This is a genomic window from Neorhizobium puerariae (assembly GCF_042429745.1).
Classification (GTDB): Bacteria; Pseudomonadota; Alphaproteobacteria; order Rhizobiales; family Rhizobiaceae; genus Neorhizobium; species Neorhizobium puerariae.
Window position 1 is genome coordinate 1 of sequence record NZ_JBHMAA010000045.1, and the last position, 18,984, is coordinate 18,984.

Annotated in this window: 17 protein-coding genes; 8 read left to right on the forward strand and 9 right to left on the reverse strand. The window is 62.3% G+C overall.

The features are described 5' to 3' along the window. Window positions 1-228 precede the first annotated feature (228 nt). Window positions 229-1,383 (reverse strand): site-specific integrase, encoded by a 1,155-nt coding sequence (locus tag ACFFP0_RS29570; protein WP_377265808.1) that lies wholly within the window; start codon window positions 1,381-1,383, stop codon window positions 229-231. A 122-nt stretch (window positions 1,384-1,505) separates the two neighbouring features. On the opposite strand from ACFFP0_RS29570, the gene ACFFP0_RS29575 reads away from it, so the two are divergent. The 3 genes from ACFFP0_RS29575 to ACFFP0_RS29585 all read left to right on the forward strand — a co-directional run bounded on the left by ACFFP0_RS29575 (window position 1,506) and on the right by ACFFP0_RS29585 (window position 4,134). Further along, a complete protein-coding gene (locus ACFFP0_RS29575) occupies window positions 1,506-2,441 on the forward strand; it encodes a DUF1403 family protein (protein ID WP_377265809.1) in 936 nt (311 codons plus the stop codon). Window positions 2,442-2,444: 3 nt separating this feature from the next. Beyond that, window positions 2,445-3,125 (forward strand): SMC-Scp complex subunit ScpB, encoded by a 681-nt coding sequence (scpB, locus tag ACFFP0_RS29580; RefSeq protein WP_377265810.1) that lies wholly within the window; start codon window positions 2,445-2,447, stop codon window positions 3,123-3,125. Window positions 3,126-3,234: 109 nt separating this feature from the next. Continuing rightward, window positions 3,235-4,134, forward strand: a complete 900-nt coding sequence (locus ACFFP0_RS29585) for a DUF4238 domain-containing protein (RefSeq protein ID WP_377265811.1) — start codon at window positions 3,235-3,237, stop codon at window positions 4,132-4,134. A gap of 119 nt (window positions 4,135-4,253) precedes the next feature. On the opposite strand, the gene ACFFP0_RS29590 is transcribed toward ACFFP0_RS29585, so the two are convergent. Genes ACFFP0_RS29590 through ACFFP0_RS29605 form a run of 4 tightly spaced genes read right to left on the reverse strand, consistent with a single transcriptional unit; the run spans window position 4,254 to window position 7,989 of the window. Further along, complete coding sequence (locus tag ACFFP0_RS29590; RefSeq protein WP_377265812.1) at window positions 4,254-5,330, reverse strand: MBL fold metallo-hydrolase; 1,077 nt, start codon at window positions 5,328-5,330, stop codon at window positions 4,254-4,256. A gap of 38 nt (window positions 5,331-5,368) precedes the next feature. Then, window positions 5,369-6,139 (reverse strand): ABC transporter ATP-binding protein, encoded by a 771-nt coding sequence (locus ACFFP0_RS29595; RefSeq protein WP_377265813.1) that lies wholly within the window; start codon window positions 6,137-6,139, stop codon window positions 5,369-5,371. Next, the gene (locus ACFFP0_RS29600) at window positions 6,129-7,157 is read right to left on the reverse strand and encodes an ABC transporter ATP-binding protein (protein ID WP_377265814.1); all 1,029 of its coding nucleotides are present in this window, start codon (window positions 7,155-7,157) and stop codon (window positions 6,129-6,131) included. Before ACFFP0_RS29600 ends, ACFFP0_RS29595 begins: the two co-directional genes overlap by 11 nt. Continuing rightward, window positions 7,102-7,989 carry a MurR/RpiR family transcriptional regulator gene (locus ACFFP0_RS29605; RefSeq protein ID WP_377265815.1) on the reverse strand — a complete coding sequence of 296 codons (888 nt, stop codon included), beginning with the start codon at window positions 7,987-7,989 and terminating at the stop codon, window positions 7,102-7,104. Before ACFFP0_RS29605 ends, ACFFP0_RS29600 begins: the two co-directional genes overlap by 56 nt. A 105-nt stretch (window positions 7,990-8,094) precedes the next feature. On the opposite strand from ACFFP0_RS29605, the gene ACFFP0_RS29610 reads away from it, so the two are divergent. The 5 genes from ACFFP0_RS29610 (at window position 8,095) to ACFFP0_RS29630 (ending at window position 13,800) form a co-directional block, all read left to right on the forward strand. Further along, window positions 8,095-9,123: an ABC transporter substrate-binding protein gene (locus ACFFP0_RS29610; RefSeq protein ID WP_377265816.1), complete on the forward strand. Its 1,029-nt coding sequence runs from the start codon at window positions 8,095-8,097 to the stop codon at window positions 9,121-9,123. Between the two features lie 45 nt (window positions 9,124-9,168). After that, entirely contained in the window at window positions 9,169-10,680 is a 1,512-nt protein-coding gene (locus ACFFP0_RS29615; protein ID WP_377265817.1) for an ABC transporter substrate-binding protein, read from the forward strand. A gap of 4 nt (window positions 10,681-10,684) precedes the next feature. Beyond that, complete coding sequence (locus ACFFP0_RS29620) at window positions 10,685-11,620, forward strand: ABC transporter permease (protein ID WP_377265818.1); 936 nt, start codon at window positions 10,685-10,687, stop codon at window positions 11,618-11,620. Between the two features lie 68 nt (window positions 11,621-11,688). Next, window positions 11,689-12,483, forward strand: a complete 795-nt coding sequence (locus tag ACFFP0_RS29625; protein ID WP_377265819.1) for an ABC transporter permease — start codon at window positions 11,689-11,691, stop codon at window positions 12,481-12,483. A gap of 39 nt (window positions 12,484-12,522) precedes the next feature. Beyond that, window positions 12,523-13,800 (forward strand): MFS transporter, encoded by a 1,278-nt coding sequence (locus ACFFP0_RS29630; protein ID WP_377265820.1) that lies wholly within the window; start codon window positions 12,523-12,525, stop codon window positions 13,798-13,800. Window positions 13,801-13,820: 20 nt separating this feature from the next. On the opposite strand, the gene chrA is transcribed toward ACFFP0_RS29630, so the two are convergent. The 4 genes from chrA to ACFFP0_RS29650 form a co-directional block, all read right to left on the reverse strand. Continuing rightward, window positions 13,821-15,224, reverse strand: a complete 1,404-nt coding sequence (gene chrA, locus ACFFP0_RS29635; protein ID WP_377265821.1) for a chromate efflux transporter — start codon at window positions 15,222-15,224, stop codon at window positions 13,821-13,823. Window positions 15,225-15,229: 5 nt separating this feature from the next. Then, window positions 15,230-16,042 (reverse strand): chromate resistance protein ChrB domain-containing protein, encoded by an 813-nt coding sequence (locus ACFFP0_RS29640; protein ID WP_377265822.1) that lies wholly within the window; start codon window positions 16,040-16,042, stop codon window positions 15,230-15,232. A gap of 242 nt (window positions 16,043-16,284) precedes the next feature. Beyond that, window positions 16,285-17,562, reverse strand: a complete 1,278-nt coding sequence (gene arsK / locus ACFFP0_RS29645) for an arsenite efflux MFS transporter ArsK (RefSeq protein ID WP_377265823.1) — start codon at window positions 17,560-17,562, stop codon at window positions 16,285-16,287. After that, the gene (locus tag ACFFP0_RS29650) at window positions 17,559-18,947 is read right to left on the reverse strand and encodes an FAD-dependent oxidoreductase (RefSeq protein WP_377265824.1); all 1,389 of its coding nucleotides are present in this window, start codon (window positions 18,945-18,947) and stop codon (window positions 17,559-17,561) included. Before ACFFP0_RS29650 ends, arsK begins: the two co-directional genes overlap by 4 nt. Window positions 18,948-18,984: the final 37 nt, after the last annotated feature.

Sequence of the window (18,984 nt, forward strand, 5' to 3'; positions counted from 1 at the left end):
TGATCCGTTCCCACTGATCGTCTCGAAGTGCATCACAATCCATCGCTGATCTCCAAAATCAACGTTGAATCCGATTTGCTCAACTTTGGGAATCCCAATTCCCTAAATCGTCACCACGATCTAGAATCGCGTACAATCGGAAGCGCGCATCCGCTCGCGCCAATCACGACTTTCGCATCTTCCGGTGTGGAGCTTAACGGGCGCTGAGCGTGCGCCTTTCGGAGGACCTCAAAGCCCGGATGCTTTGGTTAGATTCACCCGAAACCGGTCCCGCCGACGCTGGTACTTCCGGGTCATCTCGGCGGAAGCATGACCGAGCTGTTTCTGCACGTAACGCTCATCGACCTCGGCCGAGGACGCCAAGCCGGCACGCAGCGAGTGGCCCGAAAACTTCTCCGCACGCTCGTCCGCGGTGAGGTCGGGGCGCACGCCGGCAGCTAGTGCCGCCTTCTTGACGAGACGCGCCACTTCCTGATCGAGCAGCCGGTCGGGCCCAGCATCCTTGCCTTGACCGGTAACCCGCCGGAAAAGTGGGCCGTGTGCGATCCTTGCGAGGTTCAGCCAGGTCTGCAGCGCGACGACGGGGCAGGTGGCGTCCGAAGAGCCGCGGCCGATCTCCACTTCCCGCCAACCTCGCTTTCCCCGGACCGTGACGACTATGCCCTGGTCGAGGATATCCACCCAGCCGCGGCTGTCCTTCGTCTGGTCACGGCCGACGTCGAGCCCGACGATCTCGGAGCGCCTCAGCCCGCCGGCAAAGCCGATCAGCAGCATCGCCCGGTCGCGCAAGCCCCGCAGCGTGCCTCGGGGAAGCGTTTCGAGCATGGCGATCAGGTGTTCGGGCAGAACCGCTTCCTTCTGCCGGGGAGGGGTGGCATGGGTGTTGCGGATGCCGGCAAGCACCGTGGCGATATGGCGGTCCTTGCGGTCGAGCGGTGTGCCGCGCTGCGCATAGTTCCAGGTTATGGCAGATAGCCGTCGCTCGATCGTCGTGACCGAACTCGGCTTGCGGTCGGCGATCGCCGCCCCGGAAGCGCAGGCGGTGATATAGAGGCCGACGGTGTGCGGGTTAGGCGGCAGGATCTCAAGCCCTTGCCGGCGGCACCAGCCGGAAAAATGCTTCCAGTCCGACGCGTAGGCCTTGCGCGTGTTCGCCGAGCTGGCGGCCTCGACATAGTCGCGCGCCCGATCGGCAAGCTGCTCCAGGTGGGCGGGCAGTTGCGCATTCGCTCCCGTAAGAGGGGAGGGGAGGCCGGCGCCGTGCATCGAGATGCCGGCCGACGGCTGCGGTGCGAAATTGTCACCGTCGGCGGCCGTGCTGTCAGACGGAGCAGAACTCGCCTCGACGGGAATTTCGCTGTTTTGCTCGATGATTTGCGTCATTTCTCTATAATGACAGAAATGAACGATAATGGAAGTTTATCGTTCGTTTTTATCTCTCGACAGGCGCGGCGGTTTTAGACAAAAATTCTGGCCTAAACCGCCGTCATTTGTTAGCGTTCAACATGACCTCACGCGCACGAATCGTTCTCGATCCTCCCTCAAGCTACCCGCCGGTACCTGGCTGGGCGCGGCTTCCCGCCACCGGCGAAGCCCTTGGCGACGCAGGTTATTTTGCTGGCGCGGCGTTCGCGGCCCTGCATCCGGTCGCCCGCGACGAGCATCCGCTCGGTAGCCTCTGGCGGCAGCGCTTGGCGCTCGCCTGCACCGCAGCTCTGACACGTCAGCAGGGCCGGCCTGAAGGGGAGGCGGCGCTACGCGATCACTGGTATCTGACACCGGTCGGCGGCGATCCCGGCCCGGCCGGCCGACTGCTCGGCGCCTTCCGCGCCCTGGGCGAGCCACGCGCCGTTCGCAGGGAGGAATGGGAGACGCGCCTTCCAAAACTGTTCGAGCTCGCCGCCGACCCATCGCTGATAATGGCGCTGGAGACGGCAGCCGATCATGTGCGCGGGCCAGGTGATGCCGTACGAGCGGCGGGCGAAGCCGCGCTGGAGTTCACCCGGTGCCGGCCGGATGCCCGGCCGCTAGCCGTTTGGTTGGCGGATGCCGTTCTCGCCGGCCGACTCGGCTGGCTGGCGCCTGTACCGCTTTTGTCGAGTGCGTTGCGATCGCACGACTGGCGGGCACTGCGGGAGGGGAGGACGGAGGCCTGGATCGACGGCTGCCATTTTGCCTACGCGCGTAGCGCCGCGGCGGCTCTGGATCTTTATGCGGATCTCTCTCGCAGGACGGTACGCCTGCTCACCACGGCACCGCAGTTGCGCGGCAAGGATGCCGATACGATGGTGGCGATCCTGATCAGTGAAGATGCGCAACCGGCAAAGACCGGCAGGACGACGAGCGACCGCTCGAGCCGGCGGCTGTTTGATCGCCTCGTGACACTCGGCGGCGCGCGTGAGCTCACCGGACGGTCGACGTTCCGGCTATACGGATTGTAGAACATGGGGCGGCGACCGCGGCCGAAAGAAGGGCTCGACACAGAACTCGCGGATTTGCCGCATGCACTGCGTTGGCGTGAATGGATGGGGCGCGTCGAGGCGGTGATCTTCGCGTCGGCCGAGCCGGTGACGCGCGAAACGCTGGTTCGTCTGGTCGGGCGCGACTGCAGCATCGATCTGCTGATCGATGACATCCGGGGCGAACTGCGCGACCGGCCGTACGAGCTCGTCTCGGTCGCCGGTGGCTGGCAGCATCGCACCCGCCCGCGATTCGCTGATGCAATCCGAAACGTGACGGAGCCTGGTCAGCGGGGGTCCTCACTATCGCAGTCCGATCTCCTCGTGCTGGCAATTGTTGCCTATCATCAGCCGATTACCCGCGGCGAAATATCAAAGATCACCGGCAAGGAGGTCAGTCGCGATACGATCGCGCACCTGCGCTCGCTCGGCTTTGTCTCCTCCGGTCCCCGCAGCCCGCAGCCGGGCGCGCCCTATACGCTGGTAACGACAAGAATCTTCCTGTCGCAGTTTGGGCTACAGGGCTTGCGCGATCTGCCGGATTTCGAGGCGCTCGAGGATGCTGGGCTGCTGAGCAAGGATACGCTGCTCACGGACGACATCCCGGTCGCAGGCGAGGATCTGGATGATGATCATGACCAAGCGGATGGCCTTTCGGGCGCATAAGCGCCGATTGGTCAGGCCATTCGATTTGCTGGGGATTGGACGAGTTGTGGCCTTCGCTTTCCGATTGCGTTGGTAGAAACTTTGTCAGGACGATCTTCGACTAACGCCTATGAACCTTCCGAAACGACACCACTACGTTCCTGAAATGCTGCAGAAGAACTTCATCGACGATGAAGCGAAGCTTTGGACGTTTGACAGTCGCAACGGCGCTAAGGGCGTTTGGTGCAGCACCCACGAAAATCTGTTTCTTGAAGGCCACCTTTACAGTCACATCAATGCCGATGGCACAAAGGATGCCAGCTTGGAGACCTGGTTTTCGGAGCTGGAAGGTGAGGCCGCCCCAATCGTCCAGAAGATAATCGCAACCGCCAGACGGGGCCGTTGTCCCGGCCTGACGAAAACGGAGCGCCAAATTTGGGATTTCTTCTTTTATCAGCAATGGCGTCGCGTGCCTGACCTGTTCGCATCATTGATGACAGCTGAGCAACATCGCGACGAAGTTGAGCGCCTTTTGGATGAATTGGAACGTCAGGGGCGCCGCTTCAGCAATAAGGAGCGAAGCGATCTTCTTGATCCGGCCTCACTCAAGCGAATGCGCCGGAATATCAGGGTAGCGAGCTTGAAAACAGGAAGTGACAACGTCCTCAATGTGATCGGAGCTCGAGGCCTGGTCATTGGCAGGATCGACAGCAGCAGGAAATCCTTCGTGCTCGGGAGCCGCCCGGTGGTAAAGCTGAACCCGCCCGGTATCACCGATCTCAGCGACGCCCGAGTTGAGGCGTGGCTCCCAATCGCATCCGACATCATAGTCGGCGTCGGCCTTTACGACAGGGCGGAGCTTCTAATTCCTTTCAACACCAAGCAAACCCGCAACCAGAACGAGGCGTCCTCGAAGCAGAGTTCTCAGATCGTCGGGAGATCGAAGGCGCTTGTTGAATCGCTTGCACCGTACGTCGGAACAAAAGTTCGATTTACCCCAGTGGTGACGTTCGGGACAGTGGACGCCTGAATCCGTCGTTATCGCTATCGAGAGAGATTGCGTTCAGGTCGAAGAATATTACTCGGTAGTTCAGCTGAATGTAGGCTGTGCGTGTTGAGAGGATCCTGAAAATTGCCTCCCAGCAGGTCTTAAAGGTCGCAGCGCAAAATCGGCAAAGTGTCTCGAAGTTTGTCTATTCCGCCCACCGTCAGAAACGCGGGTATTGTTTTTCCCGGCTGAACGCATTCGATAAACCAACGCAGATCCCGGAGCCTCGGATGCACATTCCAGCGAACGAATTGCGCTTTGCTGCCGGCAATCGCTTGGCCTGCGATGGACTTTTCGGCGGGGCTGCTGGTGAATATCACCGACAGGCCTTTCTCGATGAAATACGCGAACAGAGCCTTGGCCTGGCCACTCGCCGCGGACCCGTCGGCAGCCAGGATGGCACCATGACCAGCCTCGATGATCGTGTGATCGACCGCGGCGGCAAGTGTCGCGGCCAAGCGGTCAGCCGCACCTTCATGCAATTCGCCTTGATTGCTCTCGAGCCCGCGGCGAGCGATCGCAATGTGGTTGTCGCATAGTGCAATTGGAATATCACGTTCATGGAGTTGCACGGCCATTTCCAAGCCGCGCCCGTTGGGCTGGGTGGGCAGCAGCAGCGGTCCGCTCCCAGCGGCCCTGACCAACCTATCCACCGCCGGTTCGAGCGGCTCATCGTATGTGCCGTAGGACGCGTCAACGATCAGGTGCCTGGCGGGTAGAGGCGCATCGAAAGCATAGAGCGCTCCTTCCCGTGAGAAGTCTCCGGAATAGAGCACTCCTGCCGGACCGCCTACACGGATCCAGATAGCACCCGGCGCGTGACCGGACCGGCCGGTCTCGATTTCGACACCTCCGATGGTGATCCGCCCTCGAAGCGGCAATTCGCGGGCGGACGCCAGCGGAGCGCCGCCGATCGCGCGAACCATGGCCGAAGCGTACACCGGCGGATTCCCGATGGTACCAAGTGCCCGAAGTCCGCCGACATGGTCGGCATGGCCATGACTGATCAGGACCGCATCGATATGCCCGGCGCCCGAAAGATCGGGCCATCTCCCGGTGGCCGGCTCCTCACCCAAATCGAGAAGGAAACGTCGGCCCTCGACCTCAACCAGGAAGCAAGCGGGCGATTTTTCGCGATAACCGGAAATGGGGCGAACTGACGCGGACGGTGTCAACAAATGCGGTCTCTGTGTTTGCGGGCTCGGGATGACGGCATCTAGATCTGCGCCACCGCGTCAAGAAGCGCCTTCGTGTAGGCGTGGGTGGGAGAAGAGCATATGGCGTTGGCGGGTCCGGCTTCGACGATTTCACCCTCCTTCAGCACAACGATGCGATCACAGAGCGCCCGGACGGCCGCGAGATCGTGACTGATCATCAGGAGAGCCATGCCGGAGTTGCGCCTCAGATCATCGAGGAGCCGCAAAATGCCGGCTTGCACCGAGACATCCAGGGCGGATACCGGTTCGTCGCAAACGAGAAGGAAGGGCTCGGGGATGAGCGCCCTGGCAATAGCCACTCGCTGCGCCTGGCCGCCCGATAGTTCTCGAGGGAACCTGTCGAAGATCATTTCATCAAGCGCCACGCGCCGCAGCAGTCCGAGCCCCATCGTCTCGCGCTCCCGTGCCGACAGCCTCGGATGGTGCACCGCGATGATCTGGTTCAAAGCCGAACCGACCTTCAGGCGTGGGTTCAGGCTGGCAGCCGCATCCTGAAAGATCATCTGGGCGAGCTTCGCCCGACGTTGCTTTGGCAGCCCCGATGCGCGACCTTCCTGAAGAAAGCGAATTTCCCCGGTTGTCGGGGGAACGACACCCATGATCGCCCGGGCAATCGTGCTTTTGCCGGAGCCGCTCTCGCCGACCAATCCAACGGCTTCTCCGGTGCCGATGGCGAAGCTCACGCCCTTGACCGCGTGGACCGTCCTGCCGCGACCCAGCATGTGATCGCTGCGAAGCGACACCACCAGGTTGTCGATCTCAAGCCGCACGGGATGCCTCTCCCTCCGGCACACGATGACAGGCCGCGCCATGCCCGTTCCAGAGGCGCCAATCAGGCTTCACCGATCGACATTGTGGAATCGCCACGGGGCATCTCTGTCGGAAGATGCAGCCGGCCTCGCCGGCGGCGCTTCCCGATGGCGGGGTCCCCGGCAACGCCCTCGGCAATCCTGCGTCTTCCGAAAGTCTGGGAATCGCGGCGATCAGAGCTTTCGTATAGGGGTGGCGCGGCTCCGCAAAGAGTTCTGCCGCCTCGGCTGCTTCGACCAGATTGCCGGCATAAAGGACGGCGACGCGGTTCGCGATACGGGACACCACAGCCAAATTATGGGAGATCAACAGGATCGACAGGCCGAACTGCTTTACCGTATCGCCGAGCAGGTCCAGGATCCGGGCCTGGACGATGGAATCGAGCGCAGTGGTGGGCTCGTCCGCGATGATCAGACGGGGCTCGCCCGCGAGCGCCATTGCGATCAGGGCGCGCTGGCGCATCCCGCCGGACAATTGATGGGCATAGGAACGCGCAACGCGTTTGGGATCGGAAATGCCGACGGCGTCAAGCAGTTCGAGCACGCGGATCTTCGCTCTGGAAGCCGTCATGCCCAGATGCAGGGTCATGACTTCTGCGATCTGCCCGCCGATCATATGATAGGGATTGAGCGAACTCATCGGATCCTGCGGCACGAGGGCAATACGACTCCCACGAAGCGCCCGCCGTTTTGCAGGATGATCCGGGAGCGGACTTCCTTCGAACACGATTGATCCCGTGACCATTGCCGAAGGCGGAGACAATCCGAGAACGGCCAATGCCGTCTGGGTTTTTCCCGATCCGCTCTCGCCGACAAGAGCCAGAACCTCCCCGGCAGCCAGGCTGAAGGATAGGCCGCTCACCACTTCGGTCGCGCCGAATTGGATGCTCAGGTCCCGGACCTCCAGCACCGGCTTTACGGGCTCATTCGACATAGTCACGTCCGCCCAACTGCGTGCGCAGATCTTCGAACCGATCAAGTTCGAGCAGCGTACGATCCCGGTCGCAAGCGGCCAAGCCCGTGACGAGCGCCTCCATGACGCACATGGTGGTGCCGTGCAGGCTGACATGTTCGGTGCGTCCGCGAGGAGCCGGCACGACGATATCGGATCGTCTGGCAATCTTGCTGGTCTCGCTTTCGGTGACGAGAACGACCTGAATCCCGACCAGACGTGCCTGGCGGATCGCCGTCACCGCTTCCTTATAGGGATTGCCGTTGGCAAGCAGGACGAGAACGTCGCCTCGGCGCAAATCGAGGAGGTCGTCCGCCAGCCCCGCTCCTGATGCCGTAAACGCGCGCGCCCGGCGACCGATGCGGCCGAACATAACGGCGACGTAGCTGGCAATCGGTCCGGCGCGTCCAATTCCGAGTATCACGATCCGCTCCGATGACGCAAAGCACGAAACGGCCTGATTGAGCCTCGTCCTGGCGTCCGGCTCCTGCAATGCCTGAAGCGCCTTGAGATGACTTTCCAACACCAATGTGGCAGCAAGCTCGCTGCTCTCGCCCACCTGGGCCAATGTGCGGCGCATGTTCTCGGTCGAACTCGGCTGCCGGTCGATGTCCGTGGCGATCAGGCGCCGCAGCTCGGCGAGGCCCTTGAAGCCGAGATTTTGCACCGCCCTGACCACAGTCGCGTTCGAAGTGCCGATGTCGGCCGCCAATTGCGAGGCCGACTGTGCCAAGGCCGCCGCTCTGTTTCTGTCGATGAAGCTCACAACCCGCTGTTCGGCAGGCGAGAGCTTGTCCTGGCTCTGGCGGATGAGTTCGGCGAAGCGGTCGGCGATCTGGGCATTTTCCGGAGTAGGCATTGCGACCTCGTGAGTGATGTCGGGCCGACATCTTGCTGTAACAAACGTTATGTAGCGTCAATTTACGTAATAAACGCTACAAACATGTGACAGGATCACCCACCCATGACCGATACCCTGCGGATCTATTCCGGCCGGAACCGCCCCGATCTCAAGCCTATCTACGCCATGTACGAGGAGCTTACCGGGCGTGCGGTCGAGATGATCCACATTCCCTCCGAGGATGTCTATGACCGGATCATCGCCGAGAAAAACGACCCTCAGGTCGATCTGCTGGTCACCAATACCCAGGTCATGCCTGAACTCGTGCGTCCGGAAGGGGTTTTCGAACCTTACCGTGCCTCCGTCGCCGTCGACTACGATCCGTGGCTCCGGGCCGAAGACTTCAGCTGGCTCAGCTTTACCGTCTGGCCGCGGACCGCAATGATCAACTGGCGCGTCCTGGGGCAGGACGGCTCGCGCTGGCCGACGCGCATCGAAGACTTTCTCTCGCCGGAATTGCGCGACGCGACGCTGTGTTCGTCGGCCGGCGAAACCATGATGACCTCCTATTTTGCTGCGCTGCGGGTCACCAGGGGCGACGAATGGGTCGAGAAACTGGTCGACGGCCTGCTCGCCAACGGCATGCGGATCTACCGGTCCAATATCGATTGCCGCAATGCCCTGGTGCGTGAAGGTTATGCCGCGACGCTTGCCAACGGCTCGAATACGCATGCGTTCTTTCTCGAAGGACACCCGGTCGGCGAAGCCTGGCTCGACCAGGGCGAAGGCGAGGTCGGCACGTTGATCGAAGCCCATACCGTGGCCGTGCTCAAGGGCGCGCGCAATCCGGAGGCGGCGCGGGATTTCATCGACTTCCTGCTCAGTCGCGAAATCCAGGAATTCCTTGCCCGTCTTTACGGGGAGACCCCGGTCAACAGCGCCGCCCGCGTCGATTGGCTGCGTCCCACATCATCCATCCGCCGCATCCCGGCCACTCTCGACCAGATCGCTCCGCTCGTTGCCTCCACCGAGACGATGCTGCGCGCCAAGGGCTTCGATGTCGGAGCTGTCACCGAGGAGAACCGGCGGTTCATATCGGTCGGCCGCACCGGCCGCCGCGACGACCGCGAACCAGGCGGAAAAGCCGCCTGATTCCTACCCTTCACCTTGCACCTGGCCACATCAGGAGGGCCGAACATGCAAATCTCTCGTCGTAACCTTCTTCAGGCAGGCGCCGCCGGCGCTGTTGCCTTTATCGCGACCCGCTCGGGGGCTGTCGCCTCCGAAGGAAAAATCGACCAGATCAAGATCGGGGTCGGTATCGACTTCCCCAAGACCATGGATGCCGCACGGACCAGCGGCATCCTGCAGAGCGGTCTTGGAGAGACCTTGCTGTGCTACGACACCAACATGCAGATCGTGCCCTGGCTGGCAAAGTCCTACGAGCAGATCGATGCCACGACCTGGCGGGTGAAGCTGCGTGACAATGCCGTCTTCTGGGATGGCACGCCGGTGACGCCCCGCGATATCGAGACCAGCTTCCGGCGCATCTGGGAAGCCGTTCCCGGCCACAAGCTTCTGCTTTCGGACAAGACCGTTTTCGAGGCCGAGGACGACAAGACCCTGATCCTCAAACTCGTCGAACCGCAGTCCGACCTTCCGCATATGCTGGCCAGCCAGGAGTTCAAAATCCACAAGGCCGCCGGCGAGCGCTCCAGCATCATGACCGGACCGTACAAGCCGGAAACCTTCGTCGCCGACGAGCGCCTCGTCATGGTCGCCAACCCGCTGCACTGGGGCGGCAAGCCGGCCTTCTCGCGCATCGAGCTTCGTCCGATCGTCGACGCGAACGCGCGCCTCCTCGGCCTGCAGTCCGGCGAACTCGACGTCGTCAACGGCATGCCGCCGGAAATGCTCGGCACGCTCTCTGGCAACCTCGTCGGCGCTTCCAAGCCTTCGACCCGCATCCACTATCTCGTCGTCAATCAGCGCAACCCGATCTTCGGCGACAAGGCCGTGCGGAAAGCCACCTCGATGGCGATCGACCGCCAGCAGGTGATCGATGTTGCGCTCGCCGGCCAGGGTGAGGCCCTCAAGGGGATGTTCCCGTCGACCATCGGTGTGGACGTGGTTGAAGGCTTCGGCACCGACAAGAAGGAAGCGGCCCGGATCCTGGACGAGGCCGGCTGGAAAGTCGGATCGGACGGCGTTCGCGCCAAGGACGGGGTGCCACTCGCCTTCACGATCTTCAGCTACGCGTCGCGCGCCGAGATGACGCCGATTTCCGTCGCTGTTTCCATCCAGCTCAATGCGCTCGGTTACAAGACCACCGTGCAGGAAGTGCGTGACATCCGCGAGCCGATGAAGGGTCCCTGGGATGTCTGCATCATTTCCACCAACGCCATGGGCGCAGGCCCGCAGCGCACCTTCCTGAATTCCCTGGTCAAGGGTGCTCCGGAAGGCTTCGGCGGCTACGAGAACCAGGAGTTGGAAACCACCGTGCGATCCCTGCGGAGCGAAACCGATCCGGCCAAGGCCGCCGCACTGTTCCGCCGTGCACAGGAGATCGTGCTGAACGACGTCGCCAATATCTATCTGCTGACACCGCCGCAGACCGTAATGTGGAGCAAGGACAAGGTCAGCGAAGTCGTCGTCCATCCGGCTTCCTCCTACTTCATCCGTCCCGACCTGATCCTGTCGGCGGATTGATCCGGTGATCGTCTCCCTGATCCGAGAGCGCCTGCCCTGGATGCTGGTTGTCCTTCTGACAATCTCGGTCCTGTGCTTCGTGCTCTCGGATCTGGACCCCGCGGACCCGGCGGCCATCCTGCTTCAGGCCCAGGGGCTGGAGACGATCACGGAGGCTGACCTCGCGGCCAAGCGGGAGGAGCTGAGGCTCGACGAGCCCCTGTTCCTCCGCTATGTCGGCTGGCTCTCCAATACACTTCACGGCGACCTGGGCCGCTCGTATCGCACCTATACCCCGGTCCTCGATCTCTATATGAGCAAGCTGCCCAACACGCTGCTGCTCGCAGTCCTTGCAACCGCTGTGTCATTCCTGATCGCTCTGCCTCTTGGAATGCTGGCCGCCTTCTTTCATCGCGGCTCGGTGGACCGGGCGATCCAGTTCTTCGTCATTCTGGTGGCCGCGATTCCCGGGTTCTGGCTGGCCTTCATGCTGATCGTCCTCTTCGCGGTGACGCTCCCATGGCTGCCGGCATTCGGCACCCCAACCCCGGCTGGGCTCGTTCTTCCCGTCACGGTGCTGGCGCTTCAGAAAACGGCGGTGCTGACCCGGCTCGCCCGTTCCGCGGCGCTCGATGCATTGGGGCAACCCTGGATGCATATGGCCAACGCCAAGGGAGTGCCCCCTTTTCGACGTGCCTTCCATCATCTGCTTCCGGCAGTGCTCGGGCCAATGCTGCCGGTCTCCGGCCTGGAATTCGCGAACCTCATGACCGGGGCGGCCGTGGTGGAATATGTCTTTGCCTGGCCCGGCATCGGCAAACTGGCGATCGATTCCGTGATCGGCGCCGACATGCCGGTGGTCGTCGGATTCTGCCTGTTCGCCGGGCTCACCTTCGTCGTCGTGAACCTGGCCATCGACATCATAACTTTGATCGTTGATCCGAGGCTCAGAAACCCATGACCTATCCATCCGCCTCGGTCATGTCTTCTGCCACGCGACCGCCCTCCCGGTTCCGGGGTCTCAGGTGGATGTTGGGAGGGACGGTCGTTCTGTTCGTGGCCGCGCTGTTTCTCATACCGGTGATCTTCCACATGGATCCGATCACCCCCGTCGGCGCTCGATTGCTCAATCCCGGACCGCAACACCTGCTCGGGACCGACCAATATGGACGGGACATCCTCGCCCGTATCGTGGTCGGCGCCCGCTGGTCCCTTGGCGGGGCTCTGGCGATCTCCGCCGGGACCGCGTTGCTCGGCTTCTGCGTCGGCGCTCTGGCGGCATTCAGCCCCAGGATCGTGGACACGATCATCAGCCGCATCGTCGATGCCTGGCTGGCCCTGCCGACCATCGTCATCGCTCTCGCGGTTGCCGCGCTGCTCGGCCGCTCGTTCAACAACGTCGTGCTGGCGATCATCTTCGCGCACTGGCCCTGGCACGCGCGCATCTACCGATCACTGATCCGAACCGAGAAGACCCAGACCTATATCACGGCCGCCCGGCTGCTCGGCGTGCATCCGGTGATGGTCGCGATCCAGCACATCCTGCCCAATATCATCGGACCGGCGATCGTGGTGGCGACTGCCGCGTTCGGTTCGCACATCCTCAGTCTCGCCTCGCTGTCTTTCCTCGGCCTCGGGCCGCAGCCTCCGCTGCCGGAATGGGGGCTGATGATCAGCGAGGCGCGATCGTTCTTCCAGCTCAAACCCTGGCTGATGGCAGTTCCCGGCCTTGCCATCGTCATCGCGGTGCTTGCCGTCAACATGCTCGGCGATGCCTTGCGGGACATGCTCGATCCCGCCGGCCGCGCCGCCACGGCCGCCTGACCATCGATGGCGGCCTGCCTCCAAACCAAAGAAAACACCATGACAACGAACGCTTCTTCGGCAGCCAGCGAGACGACCAAACGCCTTTCCACCGACGCGTGGAGGATCCTCATCGCACGCATCTTGCGCAGCGCCGCCTATGGTGCACTCGCAACGGTGCTCTCCATCCACCTCGAGCGCATTGGACTAGGGGCAGTCGAGGTTGGCGCCGTCCTGACCAGCGCACTCATCGGGTCGCTTGTCGCCAACATATTGTGGTCACTCACCGCCGATCGCTTCGGCCGCCGACGTACAGTGGTGGTGATGGCGCTGGTCATGGCCGTGAGCGGCTTCATCTTCGCGGTCACGACAGACATATGGCTGTTGGTCATCACCGCTTTCGCCGGAACGATTTCAGCCACGGCCTCGGAAGTCGGACCGTTCCAATCGATCGACCAGGCCATGCTTCCGCAGATCGTGCCTCCCGGCCATCGCACCTGGGCTTTTTCGATCTACAACATGGCCGCCTACATCGCCGCGGCCATCGGCAGCCTGCTCGCCGGGTTTGCTGGGTCACCCGTGCCCCCGGGATTCTTAAGCGTCGACGGCCTCCAGATCTTGTTTCTAGCCTACGGATTTGTTGGCCTCGCCAATGCCGTCCTGTTTGGCATTCTGTCACCCGCGGTTGAGCTGGGACCGGTTGACGGCGCCAGCCGCTATGCCGGTCTGGATCGCAGCAAGGCTATCGTTTTCAAGCTTAGCGCCCTGTTTGCGGTCGATGCCTTCGCAGGCGGCTTGGTGGTCCAGTCGGTGGTGGCTTATTGGTTCCACCTGCGCTGGAACCTCGATCTGGTTTCACTGGGATCCGTATTCTTCGCGGTGAACCTGGTGGCGGGGCTTTCCATGTTGCTCGCGCCTGCCCTGGCGGAAAGGATCGGGCTCCTCAACACCATGGTTTGGACCCATATTCCCTCCAGCATCATGCTGATGATGGTACCGCTGGCGCCCAATGTTGAAATGGCCGTCGCCCTGTTTGTGGGTCGCATGCTGGTATCGCAGATGGACGTGCCGGCCCGCCAATCCTATATGGCGGCCATCGTCGATCCTGCCGAGCGTGTTCCAGCGGCCGGCATCACCAATGTCGCCCGGGCGGCGGCATCGGCAATCTCACCGGTGATCAGCACCGCCGCCTTCGCTTCCGCATCGTTGGGCTTACCCTTCATTGTCGCCGGAGCGATGAAGATCGGTTACGATCTCATCATCTGGCAGACTTTTCGGAACATCCGCCCGAAGGAGGAAATCGAACGTCTTGAGCGTCGTCAGGCCATCAAGCGATGATGATTTGGCCTGCGACTGCATCAGGTCGAGACACTTAATGTCCAAATTATCCCGAGCGCGGCAGACGCTGCCAGGGTCGTTATCACCGAAAGCTTGAAGCGGAATATCGCCAGAGAGGCGAGGATTGTCAGCACCAGAGACGGGATGGCGATCGAATTTAGGACCGGTACGTCCAACGACCAAGAACCGAACGATATGGGCCGGACTTCGCTGAACAACACGTGCAACCCGAACCATATCGCGAGATTGAGGATGACGCCGACGACGGCCGCCGTGATCGCGGACATCGCGCCGCTGAGGGCCGCATTGCCCCGCATTTTCTCGATGAAGGGAGCGCCGGCGAAGATCCAGAGGAAGCTCGGCAAGAACGTAACCCAAGTCGTCAGGATCGCTCCGAAGGTCGCGGCGAGCAGAGGGGAGATCGAGCCCGGATCACGAAATCCCGCCAGGAACCCGACGAACTGGGTGACCATGATCAGCGGTCCCGGCGTCGTCTCCGCCATGCCGAGCCCGTCCAGCATCTCGCCGGGCCGCAGCCACCCGAAGCCCTCGACCGCCGCCTGCGCCACGTAGGCGAGAACAGCGTATGCTCCGCCGAAGGTGACGACGGCCATCTGGCTGAAGAACACACCGATCTTCGAGAAGACATTGTCCGGCCCCAGCGTCAGAAGCAGGATCGCCACTGGAATTAACCAGAGGGCTGCCAGGGCCCCAGAGGTCTTCAGCGACCAGGCGAGGTTCGGCTTCGCGTGCTGGGGAATGCCTTCGCCGAGGACGGAATCCTTGTCTTCCAGGATTTTGCCCGAACCGGATTTATGTCCGCCGCCGACCTGGAAGGCCCGGTTGCCAATACGGCCGCCGAAGTATCCGATGACGCCGGCCGCGATAATGATGAGCGGGAAGGGGATGTGAAGGAAGAAGATGGCGACAAAGGCCGCAGCCGCAAGCGCCACCATCACCTTGTTCTTGAGAGCGCGGCTGCCGATCCGGAACACGGCCTGGATCACGACGGCGAGAACCGCGCATTTGAGGCCAAAGAACATCCCTTCGATGAAGGTGACGTTGCCGAACAGAACGTAGATGTAGCTGAGCGCCAGGATGGCGATGAAACCCGGCAGGACGAACAGCGCCCCGGCTATCAAGCCCCCTTTGGTCTTGTTGAGGAGCCAGCCGATATAGATAGCGAGCTGGTGGGCTTCCGGTCCGGGTAGGAGCATGCAGTAGTTCAGGGCGTGGAGGAAGCGGTGTTCGCCAACCCAACGCTTCTCGTCGACGACGATGCGGTGCATGACGGCGATCTGGCCAGCCGGACCGCCGAAGCTGAGCGCGGCGACGCGAGCCCACACCTTCATCGCTTCGGAAAACGGGACGATGTCTGTCTCGGCCGAGCTCTGTTCGGCCGTGCTTTTCACGAGGTCGGTCATTGTGCTTATCCCTTCCTCGGGTTCGGCCAGTTATGAGTCTCGTCTGTTGCATCACGACACCAGCGATAAAAGGCGTCGTAGATAGTCAGCCCGGCCGCCAGCTGCTCGAGGTCGTCGTTGAACATCCGGGAAAGTCCGAGTGAGACGGCAAGGAGACCGGGCGCTTCGGGGGCGAGGTCGGGCCGGGCAGTATCCGCCCCTCGTACAATCGTTGCCAGATGGAGGAGTGGGGCCGTCTTGAGACCGAACTCCTCGATCATGACATCGAACGTACATAACTCGCCGCGATGGCTCCAGAACACGTCCTCGATGTCAAAAGGCGTTGCATCAAATCGCTCCGCAACGGCCGGCACTTCGCTCGCGGGGACGAACAGGAAGGCAGCTGAAGGATCGACAAACCTGCGGATCAACCAGGGGCAGGCGATGCGATCGATCTTCGGCCGCGATCTGGTGACCCAGACTGTCCGATCTTGCGCATCCCGGCGGGGGAGCTTTCCCTCGGGGACAAGCAGGCCTTGCGCGTCGCGCCAGGCCTCGAATCCACCCTCCAGGACTTCGGTCTGCGTTCCCATCACGCGAAGGTGGGCTGCAACCCCATGGCCGAGCTTCTGTCCTCTCTGACAGAGGACGATGGCAGGGCCGGCGGTTTCCGGACCCCATTCCGCGACACGGCGGTAATCCCGCCGGATCGATCCGGGGATAAGCCGTGGATCGCTGGCGAAGTCTTCGTTGTTGCGAACGTCGATGATCGCAGGCAGGTTCGGGGTACCGATGATGCGGGCAAGTTTGTCAGGCGTGATTTCGAGATATGACGGCATAGCGCGTCCCTCCGTTGGCTCGGGTTCAAAGGACGCGATTCTTCAGCCGTGGCCTCGTGGGGTGATCGCAACCCCATGCCCGGGATTTTGCAGTGATGGTTTCGCTTGTCAAGCGCTACTGATCGGGGATACCCCGCATCTGCACTTGCAGGATTGAAAGCGGGTTACCCTTGCGTGATCCCCAGTTGGGTATCTCGCAAAGTTTCGGTATGAGATCGGGTGTGATCGACCGCTGCAAAATCTCAAGGAGCGTCGGCAGATACCCTTTCGGTGGGAGCCGCCCCCGCAGTGGCAGTCAGCCTGCCAATGAAGAGAAATATCCCGATGGCGCAGATCCCGAGGGCGACTATGAACCCCAGCGCTGGAGTGACCCCGAGGTTCTCCATCAGCAGGGCATAGACGAACGGCGCTGTCGCGGTCACCGTCAGCCGGATAGCCGCGATGCGCCCCGTCAATTCGCCGTAGCCATCTTTGCCGAACAGATAGAGCGGCAAGGTGCCGTTGATGATGCTGCTAAGGCCCGAGCCCAGCCCAAAGATGATCGAAAATGCCAGTGCTCCGGGGATCCACGGCGCCGAGCTCATCAGGATCGCGATGGCGAGCGGCTTGAATGTCGCCGCGATAATCGCGAGCGTCGGTGCCCGCAGTTCCTTTCCGAACAGCATGTTGGTCAGGCGGCTGGCGACCTGCGCCGGTCCGAACAAGGTACTGACCACGACGCCCATCGCCCCGAGCCCCAAGGCACCGAGCGTCGGCAGCATATGCACCAGCGTCGCGGCGTTGATGAAGCTTAAAAGCGAAAAGCCGATCGCCATCAGAATGAAGGCGCCGCGACGTCGGGCAACAGGCAGGACACCCGCGACATTCTTCGGAGATGCGTCTTGATTGGCAGCCGTTCGCTCATCGCCTTTCGGTCGGGAAAGCGTCGAAAGCCAGAAATGAATCGGCGTGCAAATGAGCAGGTTCACTGCTGCATAAACGAGGTAAACCTCCCGCCACGAGAGATATTCCTGCAGCGCCGCCGTGATCGGCCAGAGGATCGTCGAGGCAAAACCGCCGATCAGAGTCAGGTAGGTGATGTTGCTGGGGGCGCGCTCGTCGTCGATCTGGACCAGGAGCGCAAAGGCGGCGCCATACTGGACGAAGGTGGATGCGAGCTCGATCGCGATCAGGCCGACAACAAAGGTCGCCTTTTCGGGGGCAAGGGCGCAGCCTGCCAGAGCGGTTGCCGCTGCGACCGAACCAAAGGTCATGATCCGGCCGGCGCCGTAGCGATCCATCCATTTTCCGACCCAGGGTGAGATGAAGCCGCCCGCAAGCAAGGCGATCGACAACGCGCCAAACACCCATTCGCGCGACCAATCCAAGTCCTTGGCAATGCCGGGGGCCAGCACGCTGAATGCATAATAGAGGGTGCCGTACCCGATGATCTGGCTGAGGCCCAATGCAGCGATGACCAAACGGCGGTCGGCTTTGCCCTGCCGGCCGATAGAAGCAGTCGCGGAAAGTCCGATGCTCATGCCGCCGCTCCGCAGCCGCAACCGGACTTTCCCTGATCCTTCGCGGCAACGTCGGCGACACAGCAGGCGTCGGTCCTGGCCGGCACGGGGCCTCCGCAGCAGCCCGCGCTGGTACTATCCACGGAAAATGTCGTCGTGCAGACGCCGGTCTCGGGCAGCACGAGATGCACGTTGTCGGCGGCCGTCATGTCTCCGGCAAGTGCGGCCACGACCGAACGCACCTGCTCATAGCCTGTCAGGAGAAGGAAGGTCGGCGCACGGCCATAGCTCTTGATCCCAACCGTGTAGAAACCCGGTTCGAGATGGGCGAGCTCGCGATGTCCGTGCGGCGGCACGGAGCCGCAGGAATGCTCGTTGGGATCGATCAGCGGTCCGAGCGCCTTGGTGCTTTCGAGCCATGGATCGAGATCGAGCCGCAGCTCGCGCGTCAGCGACAGGTCGGGGCGTTGTCCCGTCGCCGCGACGATCCGGTCGACCGGCCCGATCGTCCGCGGACCGCCGGCCGTCTCCCCATCCATCAAAAGGCGACCGTCAACTTCGCGGATGCCGAGGATCGAGAAGCCAGTCATGAGTTCCACGCGGCCGCTTTCCACTAGGTCCCGCGTCTCTGCCCCGAGTTCGCCGCGCGCCTGCAACTGATCGGCATCACCGCCGCCATAGACACGCGCCAGGTTGGTGCCGCGTGTTGTCCATATCGCTTTTGTGCCGGGTGCGACCTCTGCAAGCCGTGTGAGATCAAGCAGCGCGTTGGCGGCGGAATGACCGGCACCGACGACGAGGGTCGTCTGGCCCGAATAGATGCTGCGATGCCGATCGAGTATGTCGGGGATGCCATAGGCAATCCGATCGGCGAATTCGGCTTCACCATCTGCCGGAAGCCCGCTGGCGCCAAGTGGGTTGGGCGTCGACCACGTGCCCGAGGCATCGATGACCGCACGCGCGAGATCGCGGCGGGCTCCCGCGGCAGTCTTCACCATTAGAACAAAGGGGCGTTCCTCGCGGCCACTGCTCACAACCTTGTCGAGGCCAAGCCGCGAGATCGCCGTGACGCGAGCACCCGTCTCGATGACCCCCGCGAGCTCAGGTGCTGCAGCCAGCGGCTCGATATAGTCGCGGATGATCGCGCCACCGGTCGGAAACACATCTGCCGGTGGCGACGTCCACCCCTGCCGCTCGAGCAACGCAACGGATGCAGGGTCCACGCAGTAACGCCAGGGCGTGAAGACACGGACGTGGCTCCAATCGCGCATGTTCGCGGCGACGGAAGGCCCGGCTTCATAGAGCTTCACCGGCAGGTTCCGGGAAATGAGATGCGCCGCAGCAGCGAGGCCAACAGGCCCGCCGCCGATGACGGCGATGGGCAAGGATTCGGTTTGAGATGACATATTCCATCCTTCCGGGATTATCGAAATAAAAGGCAAA